We start from the raw sequence: 15,253 nt of genomic DNA, 5'->3' as shown, positions 1-15,253 counted from the left end.
AAGTCCGACAGGCTGCTCCAAGTCTCCAAGCTCTCTGTCCGCGTGTACGCGCGGGTTGTCGTCCCGGCAAATTTCCCGCATTCACCACCGGCCCTACTCTGCCTATACTTAGGCCAGCCCATAAGCATATCGATGCATGTGGATCGGGAGCGGCAGACGGAACAAATTTTGGTAAAATCCCGGTCTTTTGTCTTTTAACCGGCACGACAATGGCACTACTTGAAATCCGTAATGTCACACGGCGCTTTGGCAGCTATACCGCGGTCGATAATGTCAGCGTCAGCGTGGAGTCGGGTGAATTCTTCACGCTGCTGGGGCCGTCGGGTTGTGGTAAAACAACGCTCCTGCGGATGATAGCCGGGTTTGATCTTCCGGATTCGGGCCAAATCCTGCTGGACGGAAGAGACATGGTCGGCACGCCGCCGGAAAAACGCCCGGTCCATACCGTATTTCAAACATATGCATTGTTCCCGCATATGACCGTAGCGGACAATATTGCGTTTCCGCTCAAGATGGCCGGTAAAAAACCACATGAAATAAAAACCAGAGTAGCGGATGCCCTGGACAGCGTACGCTTGTCGAATTTCGGCAACCGTTTCCCCAACGAATTATCAGGTGGGCAGAAACAGCGAGTGGCGTTTGCCAGAGGATTAGTCAACCGCCCCCGGTTGTTGCTGCTGGATGAACCATTGGGTGCGCTCGATGCCAAGTTGCGCGAGGAAATGCAGATGGAGTTGATCAATCTTCAGAAAGAAGTTGGGGTAACATTCGTTTTTGTTACCCATGCCCAGAATGAGGCGCTGGCGCTGTCACATCGCATCGCGGTGATGAACCGCGGCAATGTCGAGCAAATCGACGAACCTTCCAAAATCTATGGTTTTCCCAGAAATCGCTTTGTTGCGGATTTTATCGGCAAGATCAGCATGATGAGCGCACAGGTCCTGGAAGCTTCGCCTACCCATTTGAGACTTGATGTGGGCAAAGTGGGGGAAATTACAACCGCGGGCAAGGAAGGCATCAAACCGGGCGATAAAGGTACGATCGCGATTCGTCCCGAACAGGTATTGATTTCCCACCCCTCGGAAGAACCACGGCTGAAAAATCATTTCCTCGGTAAAGTACGTGATTTTTTATATGTTGGAGATGTTACCACCTATATCGTTGAGCTCGCCAATGGCGCCGATATAGAGGCTTTGCTGCCTAATTCCGCACCTGGACGCGCAAAGTTTTTCGAGGTAGGGGATCAAGTAAGCGTCTCTTGGCATCACGACGCCGGTATTTTTCTCAATGACTAGAGAAGAAGCCAATGCGCCTCGCGCTGCCCGATTTCTGGTAAGCGGACCGCCGCTATTGTTCCTGGTCGTATTCTTCGTCGCTCCCAGCCTGATCATGATTCTCACCTCGTTCCGCTTTCCGGGCGAGTTCGGTGGCCTGGCACCCATCACTGCACCCGCGGGCGCGGACCACGGCGAATACGGCCTTACCGCCGAAGCTTACCGGTTTTTTTTCAGCGATATTCTTTACGCGGAAATTTTTCTCAAATCCTTCGGCGTTGCGTCGGCAACCACCCTCATTTGCCTTGTTATGGCTTATCCGCTGGCGGTGCTGATTGCGCGCAGTGAAAAACGCTTCCGAAACCTGATGGTGCTGCTGGTAGTGTTGCCATTTGCCAGTAATTTTCTCATTCGTATTTATGCCTGGATGATTATTCTTGGGCCGGAATCCGGACTCAGCCATTTCATCAATGCTATTCTCGGCGCATTCGGGATTGCCCCTGTGACGTTGCTGTTTTCGCCGTTTGCCGTATTGATCGGCATGGTATATGTACACCTGCCGTTTATGGTGCTGCCGCTTTATACCAACCTGGAAAAGCATGATCCCTCGCTTCTGGATGCGGCACAGGATCTGGGCGCCAACGGCTGGCAACGCTTCTGGCGCGTCACGTGGCCGCTATCCCTGCCCGGCGTTTTCTCGGGCTCGGCACTCGTATTCATCCCGGTACTCGGCATGTTCGCGGTGCCGGACATACTCGGCGGCACGGGCGACATTCTCATCGGCAATCTGATCAAGGATCAATTCCTCGGCACCCGTGACTGGCCTTTTGGTTCAGCGCTATCAATCATGCTGACGCTGGCGGTGCTATCCGTCGCCGGGTTGACCGCCTGGTTCGCACGCTCGGCCACCGGGCAGCGCGCGGCATAGCATGAGCCGCACCAATATCTGGCTTTGGTCCGCAGCCGGCGTGATTTACGCCTTCCTGTACGTTCCGCTGGCTATCGTGGTTTTGTATTCGTTCAACGATTCAAAGCTGAATGCCGAGTGGGTGGGATTTACATTGTCCTGGTATAAGACGCTGTTCCAGAATACGGAAATGCTCACCGCAGCGCGCAATTCGCTGATCATCGCGCTCAGTGCAAGTTTCAGCGCAACCCTGCTCGGTACGATGGCTGGCCTGGCGATACATCGGTATAAGCTCAAGGTCCTGCCGGTATTGGTGTTCACGCCGGTAGCGATGCCCGAAATCCTTCTGGGTGTATCGCTGCTTTTATTCTTTTTGCAGGTGCTTAATTTAACGCTCGGCATGGTGTCCATCATCATCGCGCACACGACATTTTGTATCGGTTTCGTTGCCATCATCGTACGGGCGCGGCTCCAGGGCATGGACGAAAGTATTTTTGAAGCGGCACGCGATCTCGGCGCCTCTCCCTGGCAGACTTTTCGTCTTGTCACCTTGCCGCTGATCATGCCCGCAGTGGTTGCGGGAGCCTTGATGTCGTTTACCTTGTCCATCGATGACTTCGTCATTACATTCTTTACAAAAGGGGTGGGTGAACCAATTTTGCCCATCCATATCTATACGATGATAAAGGTTGCGGTAACGCCGGAAGTGAATGCCATCTCCACATTGCTGATGCTGCTCACGCTGGTCATGATCATCATTGCGGCCAGGCTCGAATCGCACGCCTCATCAAGCGCGAACGCAACGTCGCGCGAGGCAAAATGATGAATACGCGGTGCATCTACCCGACGCCGGTCGCATCGTTCCTGTTCCTGCTTGCATGGCTGGTTTTGTTCACCACGGGCTGCGCGAGACAGGATCAGAATATTGTCCTCCCCAGCAAGGAAAACGTTCTGCATCTATTCAACTGGAATAATTACATCGCGCCGAAAACGGTCAGACGCTTCGAGAAATTCTGCAATTGCAAGCTCTCCCAGGATTACTATTCCGACAATGAGGAAATGCTGGCGAAGCTGTCGGCGGGCGCGACCGGCTACGATCTCATCATTCCCACCGGCAATGCAATGGACACCCTTATTCGCCAGGGCGCGCTGAAGCCGCTGGATAAATCCTTGCTGCCCAATCTCGGGAATATCAATCCTGCATATCTCGACACACCATTCGATCCCGGCAATGAATATTCCGTTCCATATGCCTATACGCTTACCCTGCTCGGCTTCAATCAGGAGAAAGTAAAGAGCCTTGGCCTGCCTACCGACACCTGGGCAATCATTTTTGAGCCGAAATATCTCGAAAAAATCAAAGGACGCGTAACCGTGCTCGACAGCCAGCGCGAACTCATGGCTGCGGCGCTGAAATATTTAGGCTATTCGGTTAATGATACCGATGAGAAACACTGGAAAGAAGCCGCAAACCTGATCGTCCGCGCCAAGCCTTACTGGGCCGCCTTCAGCAATACCGGTTATATCAAGGAGTTGGCCGTTGGCAACTTGTGGGTGGCGCAAGGATATTCCAACGATATGTTCCAGGCGGCGCTTGATGCCAAAAATACCGGGCGCAAATTTACGATCGTCTATTCGACTCCGAAAGAAGGCGCGGTTCTGGCGCTCGACAGCATGGTACTGCATCGAAGTGGAAGTTGTCCCGATCTCGCCCATCAATTCATCAACTTCATGCTGGAGGGAAGGAATTCCGCCGAGCTCACCAATCTCATAGGTTCCGGCAATCCCAATACGGATGCAATACAATATATCCAGGCAGAAATCGCAGACAATGAAGCCATATTCCCCACCCCCGAAATGCTGAGCCGCCTTGAAATGCTGCGGGACCTGGACCGTAAACAACGCCGCGTGTTAAGCCGCCTGTGGACCGAAATTAAATTGAGATAAACCCCACAATCCGAAATAATAAAGAAGAAATCGCGAAAAACAGCAGCGGTCCGTTCCAGGTTCGTTGTTCGCGCTCCTCGAAAGTATCTGCGAAGCAAGCCATGCGGGGGCAATAACCCTATTAACTCAGCAGTAGAAGAAGTAATCACTGTTCCAGTATAATAATTTTGATTCATTATTTCTCATCCCGTTGAACACATTATGAGCTACTACCTGCGGCATGTATTTTTCTGCGTAAACCAGCGCGAGCCGGGAGCCGTGTGTTGTAACAATCATGGCGCTCAGGCCATGCGTGATTACGCCAAGGAGCGAATCAAGGCCCTCAAGCTCGATAGCAAGAGCAGGAGGATACGGATTAATAATGCGGGTTGTCTCGATCGCTGCAACGAAGGTCCGGTTATCGTTGTCTATCCCGAAGATGTCTGGTACACGTATGTGGACAAAGAAGATATTGACGAGATCATCGAAGAACATTTGAAAAACGGGCGTATCGTCGAGCGGTTGCGAATTTAGGACAGGCAACAAACGTATTTTCCATTTATATTGGAAAGCATACTGTTGAATTCACACATTCCACAGAAATTATTCATTGATGGCCCGGCAGGAAAGCTGGAAACGGTTCTGGCGGAACCGGATTTCCGCTACCGTCGTGGCTTTGCCATTATTGCGCATCCCCATCCATTATATGGTGGAACAATGAATAACAAGGTGGTCCACACTCTATTCAAGGCGTTTCTCGAGTTGGGATTTGTCGCAGTCAAATTCAATTTTCGCGGTGTAGAACAAAGCGAAGGCGAACTTAACTCTGGCAAGGACAATGGGGCAGGTGAAACCGAAGACGTGCTTGCAGTTGTTGAAACCATCAGAAACCAATTCGCCACCTCCTTTGCTACCCCCCCGCTATTACTGCTGGCGGGCTTCTCCTTCGGGGGGGCGATCCAGGTGTATGCTGCGCAACGGCTCAAACCACAGATAGTGGTATTGGTCGCTCCAGCCGTTCAGCGGCTCAACGCGCCCCACCTTGCCAAACCGGATATTAAAGGCGATATTGAAAGCACCAGGCAGGTCCTGATCATACAAGGCGATCAGGATGAAGTGGTTCCCCTTCAAACTGTTCTGGATTGGGCCGCTCCCCAGGAACTACCTGTGGTGGTCGTGCCCGGCGCGGAACATTTTTTTCACCGCCGACTGCATATCCTCAAACGCATCGTTCTCGATTCATGCTGATCCTGAAGAAAGCCGAAAGGCTAGCACGGGCGGCCATGGAACTTTATGGATGGGCTGGCGCCAGCGCCTGGATTGGCAAGCTAACGCCAGCTTCCTTTCCTTTTACCGGCTCATATGCAAGTGAGCATCATCGACCGGAAATCATCAAAGAATCCCATTTTTTTTGACATGTTGGGGATTTTTTTGCCTGCATCGACGAATTTATCCTGGTCCCGGAAATTGCGATTATCAAAAATCGTGAGATTGGCGTTGGGGCCGACCTCGAGGCTGCGAACCTTATTTTCCCAGTTGAAGCCGAAGGGCCCGGTCATCACCGGTAATTCGACGGGACCGACCAGCAAAAAGCTATCGCCGCTATAGTCTTTCTTATCGTATAGCTTCACCCAACACCCGCTATTCGTCGACATATCGCTCGATACCTCCACGGGAACCATCATTAGCACCGGCACCTCAACGAGGGTTCCTCCCTCATTTTTCCTCGTCTGTGAATTTTGTTTGCTTTTTTCCGCATGCTTCGATTTCTCGCTCGCATTGGATTTGTCGATCGGGTCTTGCGCATAAACACCAGACCCGGCATATAGCCCAAACACCGCCGCGATGGCGACCAGGAGGTTACGAGGGTTCTTTATCAGAATATTCATATTCTTCTCCTTAAAAGAATGGTTGAAAGATTGACGCTCAAGTGAGATCGTCCGTGCAAATCACACTGCTGAGGTCCGCCTCTACACCCAGGATATCCGATGTGATAGCGCAACGAGTTATCTCGGCGCCTATTGCGGCGGGTACCGTGAACAGCGCGACGAATAGAATAAGGTGATGGGTCATTTTTCCCCGAATTTCAAGAAATATAAAAAAATTTTATCGGGGACTGTGCTGTACTTCCGTGTGTTAGCACACTAACAAGAAAGCGAATCAGCGAAGCGATAAGCTGGGGCTGGAAAAATATAACTTAAGAAATTGAAACCGGCGAAGGCGGCGTTGCCAGCCTGATCTTATGAATATTGAGGCGAGGCAGAAGCAGAAGGAGTCAATTGATCTTTCCGAAGAAAACGGTTTACACTAATCCGTAGATTTTTGCGTACCCTTGCCAAATGATGCGGAAGAAATTCCCCAAAAATCCTCGAGGAAATCCTTATGCAACGTCTACTCATCGTTCTCGGGATACTGCTGGTGGTTGCGGGCGTTGCATGGCCGTGGTTATCGAAACTACCATTCGGGCGGCTACCGGGAGACATTACGATCGAGCGGGAAAACTTCAGGCTCTACTTTCCGCTGACAACAGGCTTGCTGGTATCCTTGTTTCTATCGTTACTGCTATGGTGGTGGTCTCGTAAATAGCGGTTTTTTTTAAAGGGTATGAACAATTGGATCTATATGAAGCGATGGTGTACTGGTTCGTCAAGGAATTTGTAAAGGCCATCCTGGGCCTCGGGCTTGTGCTGGGTATTGTCGTCTTCTTATGGTGGATCAATACCGAAGACTGAATTATCGATGTATTTCGTATATTTTCAGTGCAATTCGATTAAATGACGCGCTAGCTGACTCATCTCCAGTTTTTCATTTTCTTTTTTATCCCTCTTTTTACTCCCCTTTTTACGTTCTTCAGGTAGCTCGCCCTTGGTCGCGTTTCTTGCCAGAATCTGCTCCGGCAACGGCTGGGCCCGATCGATGAGGGGTTTCAGGATGGGCAAGAGATGCTTCATGACTTGCGTAGAAAGCGCTGAGGTAAACGTGTAGTTGGCGGCGTCCGCGCCGGGCACGAATGCGGTCATCGTTCCGAAGAAGCGGTCTCCGATGAAGAAGACAAAAGTGGCTGAGCGATTTACGACGCGCGATTCCTTGACGACGCCCGGCGAAGAAAACGTGATATGACGATGGTCGCCCGTCCCGGTCTTTCCGCCAATCGAAATTTCAGCCCCATCCTCTTCCACAATGGCTCGCGCCAACCGCGAAGCTGTACCTCTCTCGACCACATCTGTCAGTACGCCACGCACTGCCGCCGCCAATTCCGGAGAAAACATTTTTTCTCCTTGAATAGGCGCTCGTTCGACCATTGTCTCAAAGGGGGTGTCGGCGCCGAAACGCAAGCGTTCGATCAGTATGGCTGGCATTCGCACGCCATCGTTCAGAACGATACCCATCAATTCCGCAAGCGCGGCAGGATGATCAGCGGAACTCCCAATGGCTGTGGCAAGTGAGGGCACCAGCGAATCGAATGGATAGCCGAGGCGTTTCCAGCTACGATGAATTTCGAGAAATGCTTCAAGTTCCAGAAGACCGCGAATCCGCACATCCTGCGAATTCTTGTGTATGGTCTTGAACAACCACTGGTAGACAGCGATTCGCTCGTCCGTGCTCGCCGCGATCACGTCCTTGTACTGGGCAAGTGGATGGGAATTCAGGTAGCGTACCAACCATAATTCCAGTGGGTGGACGGTTACTATGTAGCCCTGATCAGCCAACGAATATTTGCCTGGTGCATACGCTTCATACAGATCTTGAACCATTGTCGGGGTCACACGTTTAAAGCCGGGCAGATACGGCGCCATGAATTTCTTGAACTCTGCAAGCGTGGACTCTGGATAAATATAACGGTGAGCAGCCGCCAAACGGCGCGGCGTGTGCCGGAAGCTGGAGAAAAGCAGCTTGCTGATCCCGCCCGGATCGGTTGTTTTACCTTTGTACTTGAGATAAAAACGATTGATGAATTCCGTGCCTTCCTTGTCTGCAAAGCGTCTGAGGTACTCCACACGTCCCGAATTCCCGACGTCCTTGAGTATCCTGGCTGATGAACCCCCTACCTGAAACATGTGATAACGCACGATATCGCGCATCAAGCGAATATAGACAAGGTTGACCGAATTCTTTGTCGCTTCGCGCACGCTCATGATCTTGCGGTCGTCCTCATGCTTGAAATTATGAAAGACGTGTGATCCGCCGCCGGTGAAGAATCGCTCTTCCGCATTAGCCGAGTACTTGCGCTCGAGAGCGGCATCCAGCATGGATGCCAAACTCTTGTCCCTGCTTTGCAGGAGATAACCGATCGCCCAGCGGCTGAGAATATCGCCGGGGTCAACCTCTTGTCCATTAAGTACTTTCGGTGCCAGCGTTGCATATTTATTATGCAGCGCTTCCACAATTTCAAGATAGGTCACCAATGTCCGCAATTTGGCGGTGGAACCCAGATCCAGCTTGGTTCCCTTGTTGATGTCCAGTGGTTGTTCAAAATTATCCGCCAGGATTCGAAACTTGGCGCCTTGCGGCGTCAATTCGGAAAGCGTGAAGCTATAGATAATCTTTCCCGGATCTTCCGTACCCAGCAGGCGCTGCCCGTAGAGCCCGGCAGCCTGCGCATGTTCCACATCCTTTAACTCGCGCAACATATCGGTGGTTTTTTTCTGTAGCTCCAAGTCAAGCGTGCTTTGCACTGACAGATCCAGGCGGTCCAGGTCATACATGCGCTGCAATCCGAGCTGAGAGGCGAGTCGCACGCGAACAGCATTGACAGCCTTCTTCGAAGCAAAATTCAGGCCTTCTTCCGGAGAGTGCGCAACACGAAAATTCAGCGGCAGCTCAAGCGCCGCATCCCGGAAGCGAGCCGGTATCACGCCAGCCTGAGCCAGCACCCTCAGATAACTGTCGGTAAGTTCACCCAGTTCTTTTCGCCCCGCTATCAGGTAATAGGAAGGTCTACGCTGCGCAATCATCAGGCTCAACACATGCTTGTAGAGGCGCGCCTTCTCGGTAAGCGCATCTCCTTGTGCAAACCGCGAATTAAGGATGTGATTGGTTTCGTCGAAATCCAGGCCATACCACGCCCACAGGCCGTCTCCAATCCCGTTCGTTTCTCCGAAACCTGCGGCTGCCGAAAGCGGGACTGTATTAAGGTAATCCACCAGGATCTGCTTGCGCGTGGGCAATGTGTACTCGCCCTGCAGATAAGTGCGCACGGATGCGGACGCAATCTGTTGAAGCTTATCCGTTGCATTCAGCGTCATTCCGTTGGGAGAGTGGCGGTATTTTTCAATTTGCGTTGCCAGCGTGCTGCCCCCTGATACGTCATGCTCGGGACGAAAAAGCTGAATCGCCTTATCCAGCACTGCCCTGCCCAACCGGTTCCAGTCGACGGCCGGATTTTTTTTTGGCTGAGTCAGGTCCAGCAATTCGCGATTTTCGATAAACGTCAGGCTATTCGCCACTACAGGCGGCACTGACTCGAAATCCGCGTAAACACGTGCCGGAAACGCAGCGCGATACAATGGCTCGCCATCGTCGGCAGTTATTTCCAGACCAGCCTGGGATTTTTCGCGGTAGGGAATAAACAGGCCCTGCGCGACAAGCTCCTCCATGCGTGCAGAAACCCGCGCCTGCGCATGAACCTCAAAACCGTGCTTTGCCAGATGCTGAACCAATTCCGGAAGGCGACTATAACCCAGGCGAATGTCATAAGGACCCGCCTGCGGGAAATGCGGCTGGTCGCTTGGACCGCTTTTCATTTCCCAGCGCAGATCATCGGCCAAATTCCACAATTGCCGTGCTTGATAGGAAGACGTTGTAACCTCCCGGTAAAGAAGGAAGGCTGCAATAACAAGTGCGACGAAAAGCAGAGTCAAAACAGCAAAGGCAAAAAACCTGAGAATGCGCCTCACGATGGAGTCATCAAAAATAATAAAACACTAAAGATTCCTGGAAGACAGCAAGCCACAAGATTTACAAGTATAGGGAAGAGAAATCTTTTCCGCGGCCGTATTTGAGGGGTAAAAGCCCGCCAAATCGAAGGGAAACGGCACATATCGATTACATTGACGACAGCGTTTTCATAGAACAGGACTCTCATCGCAATCGAAAAATACGGATGACGGTGCATGATGCGCTGAGCTTTCTATTGCTCTGCTGACGCGGGCTATCTGGCTTGTGTGGTTTTATGCGAAAATTCGATTCTTGCCAGTCCTGCTCGTCCGGAAAAATCCGGCAGAGGTTTGCATGCTGCCTTATAGTTTCCGGTTATCAAATATGACAGGATATAATCTCGTCCGGCAAATAAAGGCCGATGGGCTGCGCCAAAACGCCACGAAGCCCGGATAGCACAAAAAAAAAATATTGCGCTCCTTCGCTCCTGGAGACGAACGTCCAGGAGATCAATCTCCGGTAAGAGTCCATCTACCGGACCAATGGAATATTCGATGGAATTCCTTAGCCTCCTGCTGAAGACAATTACGCTTCGTCCCTATGTATTTGTGTTCCTCGCCGCGTTTCTCTTCTCCGCCAGCAGGCTGATCGGCTGGCGCAGGACAGCCTGCTTCATGGCTATCACATACACTGTGGCGCTTCTGTGCGAACTCTCTTCCACCCGCACCGGGGTTCCTTTCGGCTGGTATTACTATACCGGTTCAACGGTCGGGCAGGAATTGTATATCGCGGATGTTCCCGCCATGGATTCTCTCTCGTTTCCCTTTCTTCTCTATGCGAGCTATTGCATGGCTCTGGCTTTTCTCCTGCCCGCCGACAGCACAAACCCCCGTCCTGGTATGAGTATGATCCGAATGGGGTTTCCCCTCGCGGCCAGAACCGGCTGGCCGGTAGTGGTACTCACCATTCTTTTTTTCATGTTCATCGATGTCGTCATCGATCCGGTCGCGCTCCGCGGCGAGCGGTGGTTTCTCGGGCGAATATACTACTATCCTGATCCTGGCACACATTTCGGCATCCCGATAGCCAATTATATTGGCTGGATTGTTGTGGGTTTTCTCTCTCTTCGCGCCTATCTTCCTCTCGATCGCAAACTTCAGGTTGAAGCCAGCCTCTTCCCTGCCCCATCGGTGACCGGACGCGTGCTGCTCGGTTGCGGTCTATATTATGGGGTATTGATCTTCAATCTCGTCATCACTTTCTGGATTGGAGAATCGCTTCTGGGCGTTACGGGCCTGTTCATTTATCTACCGATCACCGTACTGCTTGCCCTTCGACTCCTTGGTCACCCGCCGGCAAACGGATAAGGCGTAAAGTCTTTCCTCCTTCTTCTCCATCGAACCCTGCGGTGATCATCGCAAATATGGACAATCGCGGCAATAATCCTGAATCCGGCAGTTGGACGGAGTGGAGTGAGCTTACCAAGAAGGTAAAGCCCATGGGGTACGAAAAATTCCTTCCGGTATAGCGCCTAGTTGGTAAATGAATTGGCAAATGAGCTGAAAAATAGCAGTCAACAGTCGGATTCAGGATAATACCTGAACGATCCGTAAGGACGATATAATGCCTCCCCATGGCAGCTTGAAAGAAATATTTCCATCTTATGAAAATTGGAGTGCACAAAATGAAAAAAATGGTCTTGGTGCTAGCTGTTTCCGCATTGGTGAGTTTGGTTGGTTGCTCGAAGACGGATAATTACACGCCGGCCGAGAATGTCAGCGGGGAGGATATATTTTATACAAACTGTACAAAATGCCACAAACCGGAAAGCGGCAGCGTGATGGTTATAAGCACCGCGATGGCGAACAAGGACGCCATCATTCAGAAAGTTCAGAAAGGAAGCATGGGGATGACCGCGTTTCCCAATATTAAAGGCGAACCGGCGCAACGTCTGGCGGAATTCGTCCTGGCAAATAGCAAAACCAAGTAGCTGGCCCATTGGTTAGCCTCTATTGGCACTGATGGCGCAGCCATGCCGGCAAAAGCGGATGACATGGCGGATAAAGGACCGGCATGGGCAAAGGGGATTAGATGACGCCGCCGCTGTCGGCGATTTTGTAACGCCGTCGTCGGCTTAGGGAGTACGTTTCTCGTCCATCACATTGGGGGTCGCCGGGCATTGACATGGTTATTGTAAAGTGGGCACTTGTTGTCATTGCCGTTGTCATCATCACGGGGTTGCTTGCCGGTCAACTCGGACTACTCAAAGGCACGCCGCCCACCGATCTGGGCGTGCATGACGGAAGGCTCAAACCTCCCTCGAAAACACCTAATAGCGTGTCGAGCCAGGCATCGCTTTACCCCGATCATCCCCAACGCGCTTATGCCGAGATAGCACCGCTGCCGCTGAAAGGCGATCCGGACGCCACACTGGACCGCATCGCCGAGGTTATCAGGACAATGGATGGCGCCAAGATAGTGAAAAGAGAGCCGGACTACCTCTATGCACAGTTCACTACCCGGCTCATGAAGTACGTGGATGATGCCGAGTTCTGGTTCGATCCGGTCGATAGGGTGATTCAAGTTCGATCAGCATCCCGCTTGGGAAAATCGGACCTCGGCGTGAACCGCGAGCGCATCGAATCCATTCGTCATAAACTCGGTTCCTCTTGAATTATCGAACCGCTGCCAAAATGGCTGGGTTCGCCATAGCGCTGCCCATCGTAAAAAAACGCCCGAATAAGTCCGCGTGGCGCGCTGTCCCGACACGAAAATAACCCGTTTTCAATCGCTCTTTCTTGAACATGACGGCTGTGCTCCGCCCGATCTACTGGGTTCTACTGGTGTTTCTCATACTGGCGGTATTGTTGGCAGGTGGCTGCTGGCTGGTGCTGCGCGGGAGTTTGCCGCAATATGCCGGCACAGTAAATGTAAATGGCCTGTCCGCCCCAGTCACTGTCGAGCGCGATGCGCTGGGTAGCGTGACTTTGCGTGCGCAGGATCGTCATGATCTGGTTTGGGCGCTCGGTTATGCCCATGCGCAGGAACGCTTCTTCGAAATGGATCTGATGCGACGACAAGCAGCCGGTGAATTGGCTGAGTTGTTCGGACCAGCAGCCCTGCCAGCCGACCGAAAAGCGCGGAAGCACCGTATGCGTTCGCGTGCATCGGCGATATTGCAGGAATTGCCGACCAGCCAGCAGCAGTTGCTCGACGTATATCGTGATGGGGTAAATGAAGGCTTGAATGCGCTCGCTATGCGACCGTTCCCCTATCTGCTGACACGCACGCTCCCGGTTGCATGGCGCAGTGAAGATAGCATACTGGTCGTTAATGCAATGTATTTCACGCTGAATGACGGAAGTAATTTTCGCGAGCTTGCGTTCTCTACCATGCATGCAACATTACCCGAAGCGCCCTACCGATTTCTCACCGCCGGTGGGGGTGACTGGGATGCGCCGCTTATTGGCACCGCATCCCACTGGCCGCGAATTCCATCCGCTGACGAGCTCGACCTGCGCAAGCTAGACCCCAGTCTTTTGCGCGATACCGAGGATCACAGCGATGACCTGCCTGGCAGCAATAGCTTTGCCGTGGCCGGCGAATTAGCTGCGGGCGCGGCGCTGGTCGCCAACGACACGCATCTGGAACTGCGTGTTCCAAATATCTGGTTCCGTACCCGTTTGATCTACCCAAGCTTGCGGCACCCCGGACTTGACAATGATATTATCGGTGCCAGCCTTCCGGGGACACCCGCAATCGCAGTGGGTTCGAATCGCCATATCGCCTGGGGTTTTACAAACAGTTATGGCGATTTCACGGACTGGGTGCGGGTCAGGCTGGATCCGGCGGATAAGTCAAGATACCGCAACGCGGCCGGGTGGAAGTCCATCACTGTTCATCGCGAAACCCTGCATGCGCGCGGCGCACCGGATGAGGTCCTGGATGTTTATGAGACCGAGTGGGGACCTATACTCGCCGCTGATCACGATGGCGTACCACTTGCGCTCGCCTGGACAGCACACCGGCCCGGCGCGATCGATATGGAGCTCGCCCAGCTGGATGGGGCGGAAACCGTGGATGAAGCCGTCGTGATCGCGCAGAATGCGGGTATTCCCGCCCAGAATTTTATTGTTGGTGACCGAAAAGGCAAAATTGCCTGGACCATCGCCGGGCGTATTCCAGTTAAAACCGGTGGTTATGATCCAACAATGCCGGCAGACTGGAGCGTGCCGGGTATGGGATGGAGCGGCTGGCTCAAGCCCGCCCAGTACCCATTGATCGTTAATCCGCCCCAGCACCGCCTGTGGACGGCGAATGCACGTACCGTCGACGGCCTCATGCTCGGCCGGCTGGGCGATGGAGGCTATGACCTCGGTGCCCGCGCGAAGCAGATCCGCGATGGCTTACGCGGAAGCGAGCATTTCTCACCCGCAAGCATGCTGGCAATCCAACTGGATGATCGCGCGTTATTCCTGGCGCGCTGGCGGAGACTTCTCGAGCTGACGCTGAACCATGCAGAAGCGGCGCCTTGGCAGGCCGAAATGCAGCAAGCGCTCCGCGATTGGGACGGACATGCCTCGACATCGTCGGTTGCCTATCGTCTGGTCCGCGCATTCCGCCAGGAGGTTACTAACAGGGTACTTGACGGTTTTGCGGCAGCAGTGCGCAATGACGCGCCGGATTTCGTGCTGCCAAAGTTGAATCAGGCCGAACACGCTGTGTGGATTTTGATCGAGCAGCGTCCACAACACCTGTTGCCGCCTGTTTATGCCGACTGGGAAGACTTGCTGAGTAGCTCTGCCAGACGCGTGGCGGAGCGTATGCAAAGCCAACCGGGCGGTATCGCGGCTCGTAGCTGGGGTGAGCGTAACACTGCCCGCATCAGACACCCCCTCAGCCGTGCTCTACCCGACTTTATCGGCGTATGGCTGAATATGCCAAAGGATGAACTGCCCGGCGACAGCAATATGCCGCGGGTGCAGGGACCAAGCTTCGGCGCCGCAAATCGTTTTGCCGTTGCCCCCGGTAATGAAGAGCAAGGTTATTTCGAAATGCCCGGCGGACAGAGCGGGCACCCCTTCTCACCTTATTATGGCAGCGGGCATGCCGATTGGGTTAACAGCATACCAACCCCATTTCTCCCGGGGCCGCCCGAACAGACACTGCACCTGCATCCGCTTGCGAAAATCCCATAATTGGTGGTTGGGCACCCCGTTACTCTAGCCCCCCCATGAATGCCAGCTCCAGCTTATTCCAGGGCTTAAGC

14 protein-coding genes are annotated in these 15,253 nt (G+C 53.0%); 11 read left to right on the top strand and 3 right to left on the bottom strand.

Features of this window, described 5'->3' with window-relative positions; translation table 11 throughout:
- Nucleotides 1-209 precede the first annotated feature (209 nt).
- The 6 genes from KJS40_RS04810 (at nt 210) to KJS40_RS04785 (ending at nt 5,355) form a co-directional block, all read left to right on the top strand.
- The gene (locus tag KJS40_RS04810) at nt 210-1,295 is read left to right on the top strand and encodes an ABC transporter ATP-binding protein (RefSeq protein ID WP_213539278.1); all 1,086 of its coding nucleotides are present in this window, start codon (nt 210-212) and stop codon (nt 1,293-1,295) included.
- Complete coding sequence (locus KJS40_RS04805) at nt 1,288-2,202, top strand: ABC transporter permease (RefSeq protein WP_213539277.1); 915 nt, start codon at nt 1,288-1,290, stop codon at nt 2,200-2,202. The genes KJS40_RS04810 and KJS40_RS04805 overlap by 8 nt, the downstream gene beginning before the upstream one ends.
- A 1-nt stretch (nt 2,203) precedes the next feature.
- On the top strand, nt 2,204-3,004 hold the full coding sequence (locus KJS40_RS04800) for an ABC transporter permease subunit (RefSeq protein WP_213539276.1): 801 nt from the start codon (nt 2,204-2,206) through the stop codon (nt 3,002-3,004).
- Nucleotides 3,004-4,128 carry a spermidine/putrescine ABC transporter substrate-binding protein gene (locus KJS40_RS04795; protein ID WP_213539719.1) on the top strand — a complete coding sequence of 375 codons (1,125 nt, stop codon included), beginning with the start codon at nt 3,004-3,006 and terminating at the stop codon, nt 4,126-4,128. The genes KJS40_RS04800 and KJS40_RS04795 overlap by 1 nt, the downstream gene beginning before the upstream one ends.
- A 201-nt stretch (nt 4,129-4,329) precedes the next feature.
- On the top strand, nt 4,330-4,641 hold the full coding sequence (locus KJS40_RS04790; protein ID WP_072767359.1) for an NAD(P)H-dependent oxidoreductase subunit E: 312 nt from the start codon (nt 4,330-4,332) through the stop codon (nt 4,639-4,641).
- Between the two features lie 45 nt (nt 4,642-4,686).
- Nucleotides 4,687-5,355, top strand: coding sequence for an alpha/beta family hydrolase (locus KJS40_RS04785; protein ID WP_244859701.1), 669 nt, complete (start codon nt 4,687-4,689; stop codon nt 5,353-5,355).
- Between the two features lie 110 nt (nt 5,356-5,465).
- Here the strand turns inward: KJS40_RS04785 and KJS40_RS04780 are convergent, their stop codons facing one another.
- On the bottom strand, nt 5,466-5,996 hold the full coding sequence (locus KJS40_RS04780) for a beta/gamma crystallin domain-containing protein (protein ID WP_213539275.1): 531 nt from the start codon (nt 5,994-5,996) through the stop codon (nt 5,466-5,468).
- A 37-nt stretch (nt 5,997-6,033) separates the two neighbouring features.
- A complete protein-coding gene (locus KJS40_RS04775; RefSeq protein WP_213539274.1) occupies nt 6,034-6,180 on the bottom strand; it encodes a hypothetical protein in 147 nt (48 codons plus the stop codon).
- 309 nt (nt 6,181-6,489) lie between these two features.
- Between KJS40_RS04775 and KJS40_RS04770 the strand changes: the two genes are divergently transcribed.
- The gene (locus tag KJS40_RS04770; protein ID WP_213539273.1) at nt 6,490-6,693 is read left to right on the top strand and encodes a DUF2905 domain-containing protein; all 204 of its coding nucleotides are present in this window, start codon (nt 6,490-6,492) and stop codon (nt 6,691-6,693) included.
- Nucleotides 6,694-6,863: 170 nt separating this feature from the next.
- Here KJS40_RS04770 and KJS40_RS04765 read toward each other — a convergent pair whose 3' ends face one another.
- The gene (locus tag KJS40_RS04765; RefSeq protein WP_244859700.1) at nt 6,864-9,851 is read right to left on the bottom strand and encodes a transglycosylase domain-containing protein; all 2,988 of its coding nucleotides are present in this window, start codon (nt 9,849-9,851) and stop codon (nt 6,864-6,866) included.
- A gap of 687 nt (nt 9,852-10,538) precedes the next feature.
- Here KJS40_RS04765 and KJS40_RS04760 point away from each other — a divergent pair.
- The 4 genes from KJS40_RS04760 (at nt 10,539) to KJS40_RS04745 (ending at nt 15,182) form a co-directional block, all read left to right on the top strand.
- On the top strand, nt 10,539-11,351 hold the full coding sequence (locus tag KJS40_RS04760; RefSeq protein WP_213539271.1) for a carotenoid biosynthesis protein: 813 nt from the start codon (nt 10,539-10,541) through the stop codon (nt 11,349-11,351).
- A 317-nt stretch (nt 11,352-11,668) separates the two neighbouring features.
- Nucleotides 11,669-11,974, top strand: coding sequence for a cytochrome c (locus KJS40_RS04755; RefSeq protein WP_213539270.1), 306 nt, complete (start codon nt 11,669-11,671; stop codon nt 11,972-11,974).
- A 194-nt stretch (nt 11,975-12,168) separates the two neighbouring features.
- Nucleotides 12,169-12,657, top strand: coding sequence for a DUF1499 domain-containing protein (locus KJS40_RS04750; protein WP_213539269.1), 489 nt, complete (start codon nt 12,169-12,171; stop codon nt 12,655-12,657).
- Nucleotides 12,658-12,788: 131 nt separating this feature from the next.
- Nucleotides 12,789-15,182: a penicillin acylase family protein gene (locus KJS40_RS04745; RefSeq protein WP_213539268.1), complete on the top strand. Its 2,394-nt coding sequence runs from the start codon at nt 12,789-12,791 to the stop codon at nt 15,180-15,182.
- Nucleotides 15,183-15,253: the final 71 nt, after the last annotated feature.

It is taken from the genome of Nitrosospira sp. NRS527, from assembly GCF_018406445.1.
GTDB lineage: Bacteria > Pseudomonadota > Gammaproteobacteria > Burkholderiales > Nitrosomonadaceae > Nitrosospira > Nitrosospira briensis.
The sequence above is the reverse complement of the archived record's forward strand: the minus strand, read 5'-3'. Positions and strand labels throughout refer to the sequence as shown.

Bases quoted from the DNA above. Each gene is read 5' to 3' on its own strand.
- KJS40_RS04795 (WP_213539719.1), top strand. From the start codon at position 3,004: ATGAATACGCGGTGCATCTACCCGACGCCGGTCGCATCGTTCCTGTTC.
- KJS40_RS04790 (WP_072767359.1), top strand. From the start codon at position 4,330: ATGAGCTACTACCTGCGGCATGTATTTTTCTGCGTAAACCAGCGCGAG.
- KJS40_RS04760 (WP_213539271.1), top strand. From the start codon at position 10,539: ATGGAATTCCTTAGCCTCCTGCTGAAGACAATTACGCTTCGTCCCTAT.
- KJS40_RS04755 (WP_213539270.1), top strand. From the start codon at position 11,669: ATGAAAAAAATGGTCTTGGTGCTAGCTGTTTCCGCATTGGTGAGTTTG.
- KJS40_RS04765 (WP_244859700.1), bottom strand. From the start codon at position 9,851: ATGAAAAGCGGTCCAAGCGACCAGCCGCATTTCCCGCAGGCGGGTCCT.
- KJS40_RS04805 (WP_213539277.1), top strand. From the start codon at position 1,288: ATGACTAGAGAAGAAGCCAATGCGCCTCGCGCTGCCCGATTTCTGGTA.
- KJS40_RS04750 (WP_213539269.1), top strand. From the start codon at position 12,169: ATGGTTATTGTAAAGTGGGCACTTGTTGTCATTGCCGTTGTCATCATC.
- KJS40_RS04800 (WP_213539276.1), top strand. From the start codon at position 2,204: ATGAGCCGCACCAATATCTGGCTTTGGTCCGCAGCCGGCGTGATTTAC.
- KJS40_RS04745 (WP_213539268.1), top strand. From the start codon at position 12,789: ATGACGGCTGTGCTCCGCCCGATCTACTGGGTTCTACTGGTGTTTCTC.
- KJS40_RS04775 (WP_213539274.1), bottom strand. From the start codon at position 6,180: ATGACCCATCACCTTATTCTATTCGTCGCGCTGTTCACGGTACCCGCC.
- KJS40_RS04810 (WP_213539278.1), top strand. From the start codon at position 210: ATGGCACTACTTGAAATCCGTAATGTCACACGGCGCTTTGGCAGCTAT.
- KJS40_RS04770 (WP_213539273.1), top strand. From the start codon at position 6,490: ATGCAACGTCTACTCATCGTTCTCGGGATACTGCTGGTGGTTGCGGGC.
- KJS40_RS04780 (WP_213539275.1), bottom strand. From the start codon at position 5,996: ATGAATATTCTGATAAAGAACCCTCGTAACCTCCTGGTCGCCATCGCG.